Raw genomic sequence first — 5,746 nt, 5'->3', positions numbered from 1 at the left:
GCTTTACCAAAAACTTTTATAATTCTGACAGGCTGTCGGTCCTGTTTTTTTAACAGCTTTTGAAAGTCTTGATTTCCAAAGGTCGAGGACCTTTGGTGGGGTGCAGGGGCAGTGCCCCTGCATGTGATGGCATCAGCCGACGTCGAACTTCACGCCCTGCGCCAGTGGCAGTGTGCGTCCGTAATTGATGGTGTTCGTCTGGCGGCGCATATAGGCACGCCATGCGTCAGAGCCGGATTCCCGTCCACCGCCGGTTTCCTTTTCCCCACCGAACGCCCCGCCGATTTCCGCGCCGGACGGCCCGATATTGACGTTGGCGATACCGCAGTCGGACCCGGCGGCGGACAGGAACTGTTCCACCTCCAGAAGGTTGGTGCCAAAGATGGAGGAGGACAGGCCCTGCGGCACGTCGTTCTGCAACGCGATGGCCTGATCCAGGTCGGTATATTTCAGGACATACAGGATCGGGGCAAAGGTTTCCTCCACCACCGGTCCGGTCTGCGCGGGCATTTCCACCAGCGCGGGACGGACATAGAACGACCCCGTGCCGTTGACATCCACGCGCGTGCCGCCATGCACGGCGCCACCGGCGGCGGTTGCGGCCTTCAGGCTGTCCTGCATCGCGGTAAATGCGGCCTCGTCAATCAGCGGGCCGACCAGCGCGTCGCTGCTGACGGGGCAGCCAACGGAAATATTGGCATATACCTGCTTCAGCTTGCCGATCAGCGCGTCATACACGCTTTCATGCACGATCAGGCGACGCAGCGTGGTGCAGCGCTGTCCCGCCGTGCCCATCGCGCCGAACGCCACCGCGCGCAGCGTCAGGTCCAGATCCGCCGACGGCGTAACGATGGAGGCATTGTTGCCGCCCAGTTCAAGGATGGAGCGGCCAAAGCGGCGCGCCACGCGTTCGCCCACGATGCGGCCCATGCGGGTTGACCCGGTGGCGGAAATGACCGGCACGCGCCTGTCATCAACCAGGCGCTGCCCGATCGCGCCATCCCCGATAATCAGCGCGGACAGGCCGGCCGGGGCGTCCGCGCCGAACTGGCGCACGGCCTCGTCAAACAGGGCATGGGTGGCAAGTGCGGTCAGCGGGGTCTTTTCCGACGGCTTCCAGATGCACGGATCGCCACAGACCAGCGCCAGCGCCGCATTCCATGACCATACCGCAACGGGGAAGTTGAAGGCGGAAATGATGCCGACGACACCGGCGGGGTGCCATTGTTCGATCAGGCGGTGGTCAGGGCGTTCGGACTGGATCGTCAGGCCGTAAAGCTGGCGCGACAGCCCGACGGCAAAGTCGCAGATGTCGATCATTTCCTGCACTTCGCCCAGCCCTTCGGACAGGACCTTGCCCGCCTCGAACGATACCAGGCGGCCCAGCGCCTCCTTGTTGTCACGCAGGACATTGCCAAGGATGCGCACCAGTTCGCCACGGCGTGGCCCCGGCACCTTGCGCCATGCGACAAAGGCGTCGGCCGCGCGGGCGATCACGCCATCGACCGCATCGGCGGAAATGGTCGCAACGCGGGCGATTTCCTCGCCCGTGATGGGGGTGCGTACGATCAGGTCGCCGCCGGTATAGGCATCGCGCGCGACGCCCAGCTTTTCCAGAAGGGCATGTACGTCGGATACGATGGTCATATGTCTTCCTGTTCTCCAGTCCTGTGGGCGCGGATATGGCTCTACAGCCATGCCGTGCCCGCGTGGGCAATGGCGGACCCCACGTTATAAAAGGCTTCGCGCGCGGGGCGGGCGCGCACCGGCTGCACCGGGCAGAGCGGCAGCGGCATGTCGGCAATCCCGATCCTGCCGCATACAAGCTGCGCCAGCACCCGGCCAAACACCGTCCCTGGCGAGATACCGCGCCCGTTATAGCCGCTGATGGACACTACATTGTGGGCAAGCTGATGGAAACGGGGAACCGCGTCGGTGGTCATGCCGATGCTGCCGTACCATTCGGTTTCAAAGGGTTCGTCCTTCAGTTGCGGATAAATCCGCGCCAGTGCCCTGCGTCCCCAGGCATGGTGGATGCGCCGCCCCGCACGGTCCAGCGCGCCCACGCTGCCGATAATCATCCGTCCCGCCCGGTCCAGACGGAAGGAGGTCAGGATGTCCCTGGTGTCCCATGCGCCCTGTTTGTGGGGCAGGACCGTTTCCAGCACATGCGCGGGCAGGGGGCGGGTGGCAAGGTTGAAATACGGCAGATGCACCAGTTCGGCGCGCAGTTCGGGCCACATGTTGGTGGTATAGGCATTGGTGGCCACGATCACCCAGCGCGCACGCACCGACCCGCCGCCACTGGTGCGCAGGTGCCACCACGCGCCCGCCTGCTGCGCATCGGTCACGCATGTCGCAGTATGCAGCCGCACGCCCGCATCCATCGCCGCGCGCGCCAGACCCCGTGCATAGGCAAGGGGCTGGATCGTGCCCGCGCGTTCATCCAGCAACGCGCCGGTATAGGCCGTGCTGCCGATCTGGCGCGCGGCCTCGCCCGCATCCATCAGGCGCACCGGCGCGCCAAGCGCCTGCCACTGGCGTTCGCGTTCGCGCAGGTTGTCCAGCCCGGATTGCCCCACCGCGCAATGTAACGTGCCGGTGGGCGTGGCCTCGCACGCGATGGCGTGTTTCGCCACAAGGTCAAAGACTTCCCGCGGGCCATTACCCAGAAGGTCCAGCACCCGCCGGCCCATCGTGGCGCCCAGCGTCGTCAGCAGGTCGTCGGGCATGACCCACAGGCCCGCATTCACCAGGCCGACATTGCGTCCCGACCCGCCAAAGCCGATCTCGTTGGCCTCAAGGATCACCACATTGCAGGATTCCTGCGCAAGGTGCAGCCCCGCCGACATCCCGGTATAGCCGCTGCCGATAATCGCGACATCGACATCCACATGTCCGCGCAACGCCGTGGTGGGCGGGGCGGGCGGGGCGGTGACTTCCCAAAGACCATGGCTGCGCGGATCATTCTGCATGCACGTTACCCTGTTGCGTTGCCCAGTGGCGTTTACCCAGTGACGTTTATCTGGTGGCGTTTACCCGGCAGCGTTTGCCTGACGGCGTTTACCAGTGGGGTTTGCTGGCGGCATTCCCGGCTGGTCTCCCCGGCTGGCATCTTCTGTTGGCGGGTCCGGGGGAAGGTTGCCGGGCGGGCGACACCCCCCGGCAGGGCGGGGGCTGTCGCCGGTTGGCGCGCACCCCCGGTGACGCCATCGCGCAAGGTATTTTCGATCGCACCGGGCGCAAAACGATATTCGGAACTGGGGTCATTCCAATACGGAATGATCCATGTGTCCGATCGTATGCACCGCTCTCCATACACCGGTTTTCATCCGCCGCTTTCCCCTGGGTTCCCCCCCTGACGTCGCGCCAGATGGGGTCATTCCCCGCCGGGCGGCATCCGTTCCACCGGGGCGCGGCCCAGCGTATTGGCCAGGAACACACCCAGCATGACCACCACGCCCCCCAGCAGGGTGCGCAGTTCGGGGACTTCATGCACCAGCGCAAAGGATTCCAGCAAAGTGACCGGCGGCAGCAGGTACAGCAGGCCCGCCGCCCGTGCGACGCCCATCTGTCCCACCACCCACGTCCATGCCGCATATCCGACAAAGGCAGGCAGTATCGCAAGCTGCGCCACACTGGCGATACCGGCCATCGACATGTGCGGCACCCGTCCCAGCGCCTGTGGCAGCCATGGCAGCAGTATGATCCCCCCGACGATCAGCACATACGCCGTGGTGGCCATCGCGCCATAGGTCGGGATCAGGCGTTTTTGCAAGGTGGTGTAAAGCGCGCTGCACAATGCCGCCCCAAGGATCAGCGTCGTGCCCGACCCGAATGACAGGCCCCCCGGTTCGCCGCCCGCGATGGTGATGACCCCGGCGAAACTGATAAGCGATCCGACCCACCCCCATGCCGTCAGCCGTTCGCCCATCACCGCCACGGCGATGATGGCGGCCATCAGGGGGGAGGAACTGATCAGCAGGCTGGACGCCCCGGCGGAAACGCTGAGTTCGCCGGTATTGAACAGCACATTGTACAGGCTGATGCCGATTCCCCCGCATGCGACAAAGCGCGGGATGTCGCGCGCGCGTGGCAGGGGCGCGCGTTCATACAGCAGCCATCCCACCGACAGCACCGCCGCCAGCGCATAGCGCAGCGCCGCAAGGGGAACAGGCCCGATTTCGTGCATCACGACCCGGACGATGGGATAGGCGCTGCCCCATGACAGCAGGGCCACGGCGGCCCACAGGGCAACCAGGCGGGGATGGGAAGGGCGTGTGGTCATGGCGCACAGGGATATGCCCGCGCATGGCGGCAGGCAACCGGGCATGCGCGCCTGCGCGGCGTTTGGATGCGCGCAGGCGGGAAAATGTCACACACGATCCCGCGTGCGGCATGCCGGGCACGCAGGCAAAGGGACAGGCAAAGGGACAGGCGAAGGGACAGGCACAGCGACAGCCAAGGCACAAAGATGTCCGGGCGCCGTCCTTCAGCGTTTGAAAAAGACGGCATGTCCCAAATCATTGCGGGACAATCCGGGCCAGAAGCTTTTATCACGCAGTCCCTTGCCCCAGATGGGGATCAGCCCTTGGCCGTATCCAGCGCATCCACCGCGTCCAGCACGCGCGCGGAATAGACAAGGGCCGCGCCCGCGTTCATCGCCACGGCCACGCCCAGAGCCTCGGCAATTTCCTCCCGCGTGGCGCCCGCCTTGACCGCTTCGGCGGAATGGACGGTAATGCAGCCGTCGCACCGGGTCGTGGCCGCCACGGCAAGGGCGATCAGTTCCCGCGTCTTTGCATCAAGATGCCCGGTCTTCGCCCCGGCCTCCCCCGCGGCGACAACGGCCTCGACCGTGCCGGGCGACAGGGTGGCGACCTTTCCAAAACCTTTGGCAAGCTGGTCGCGATATGTGTTCCAGTCCATCATCATGGTCATGTCTTCCTGTGGTGATCGGGTGGTCCCGCCCGGACATCCCTGGGCAGGAGGTCATGAAGCACGTCATCGGCATGCACGCCGTCAGCAGTCCCGCCGGGCGCCTCCCCCAGACCCCATTCCAGCAGGCTCCCCCCTTCCTGCCGGGTGACGAACCGACGCGCCAGCACGGATGCGGGCAGGTCGCCGCGCAGCGTGCCCGCCGCGATCCCTTCCGCCATGACGGATTCGAGCCATGAGAGATGCAGCCGGAAAAATGCCGCCGTCTGGTGGCGCATCGACGGTGGCAGGCTGTCGCGCTGTGCCGCCAGCGCCGCACACAGCGGCAGCATGCCGGCCATGGCGCTGCTGGTGAAAAAAGCGGCAAAGGCCCGCAACCGTCCGGGGGCGTCGGGGACCGCATGCCACACGGCCGACAGTTCGGCGGTGAAGCGGTGCAGGTAGTCCTCGATAACCGCGCATCCGAGTGTTTCCTTGGTGGGGAAATGATGGTGGACACTTGCCTTGCGGATGCCCGCGGCCCGCGCCAGGTCAGCAAAGCTGAAGGCAGCATAGCCGCGTGTGCGGATAAGCTCTTCAGCCCGTTGCATCAGGATGCGGCGAGTACCGTGCTCCATGCCCAAAGCCTACCGACCTGAAGGTAGGTAAGGAAACTCACTTTAGCGTGCGGCACATCCGGGGGAGTGCGCAGGCATGTCCAGAGGGCCATTCGCGGAGCAAGCCTAAGAGAGTGTTTGAAAACACGTCATTGATAGAAAACAGGAAAAGTTTCTGGGTGCCGCCTTTCGATCGAAAAAGGCGGCGTCTT

General features: G+C 65.0%; 6 protein-coding genes. 1 reads left to right on the top strand and 5 read right to left on the bottom strand.

The genetic code is table 11. The annotated features are described in order from the left end of the window. Window positions 1–132: 132 nt before the first annotated feature. The 3 genes from amaB to B7G66_RS12865 form a co-directional block, all read right to left on the bottom strand. Window positions 133–1,647 carry an L-piperidine-6-carboxylate dehydrogenase gene (gene amaB, locus B7G66_RS12875; protein ID WP_003621549.1) on the bottom strand — a complete coding sequence of 505 codons (1,515 nt, stop codon included), beginning with the start codon at window positions 1,645–1,647 and terminating at the stop codon, window positions 133–135. Between the two features lie 41 nt (window positions 1,648–1,688). Continuing rightward, a complete protein-coding gene (locus tag B7G66_RS12870; protein WP_003621551.1) occupies window positions 1,689–2,975 on the bottom strand; it encodes an NAD(P)/FAD-dependent oxidoreductase in 1,287 nt (428 codons plus the stop codon). A 404-nt stretch (window positions 2,976–3,379) separates the two neighbouring features. Next, window positions 3,380–4,288, bottom strand: a complete 909-nt coding sequence (locus B7G66_RS12865) for a DMT family transporter (RefSeq protein WP_003621552.1) — start codon at window positions 4,286–4,288, stop codon at window positions 3,380–3,382. 23 nt (window positions 4,289–4,311) lie between these two features. Between B7G66_RS12865 and B7G66_RS17465 the strand changes: the two genes are divergently transcribed. Continuing rightward, window positions 4,312–4,503 carry a hypothetical protein gene (locus tag B7G66_RS17465; protein ID WP_141313023.1) on the top strand — a complete coding sequence of 64 codons (192 nt, stop codon included), beginning with the start codon at window positions 4,312–4,314 and terminating at the stop codon, window positions 4,501–4,503. 81 nt (window positions 4,504–4,584) lie between these two features. Here the strand turns inward: B7G66_RS17465 and B7G66_RS12855 are convergent, their stop codons facing one another. Together B7G66_RS12855 and B7G66_RS12850 are read right to left on the bottom strand one after the other, a co-directional pair. Continuing rightward, on the bottom strand, window positions 4,585–4,932 hold the full coding sequence (locus B7G66_RS12855; RefSeq protein ID WP_040512711.1) for a carboxymuconolactone decarboxylase family protein: 348 nt from the start codon (window positions 4,930–4,932) through the stop codon (window positions 4,585–4,587). Between the two features lie 5 nt (window positions 4,933–4,937). Further along, complete coding sequence (locus B7G66_RS12850) at window positions 4,938–5,555, bottom strand: TetR/AcrR family transcriptional regulator (RefSeq protein WP_003621555.1); 618 nt, start codon at window positions 5,553–5,555, stop codon at window positions 4,938–4,940. Window positions 5,556–5,746 lie beyond the last annotated feature (191 nt).

The sequence above is a fragment of the Novacetimonas hansenii JCM 7643 genome (assembly GCF_000964405.1).
GTDB lineage: Bacteria > Pseudomonadota > Alphaproteobacteria > Acetobacterales > Acetobacteraceae > Novacetimonas > Novacetimonas hansenii.
The sequence above is the reverse complement of the archived record's forward strand: the minus strand, read 5'-3'. Positions and strand labels throughout refer to the sequence as shown.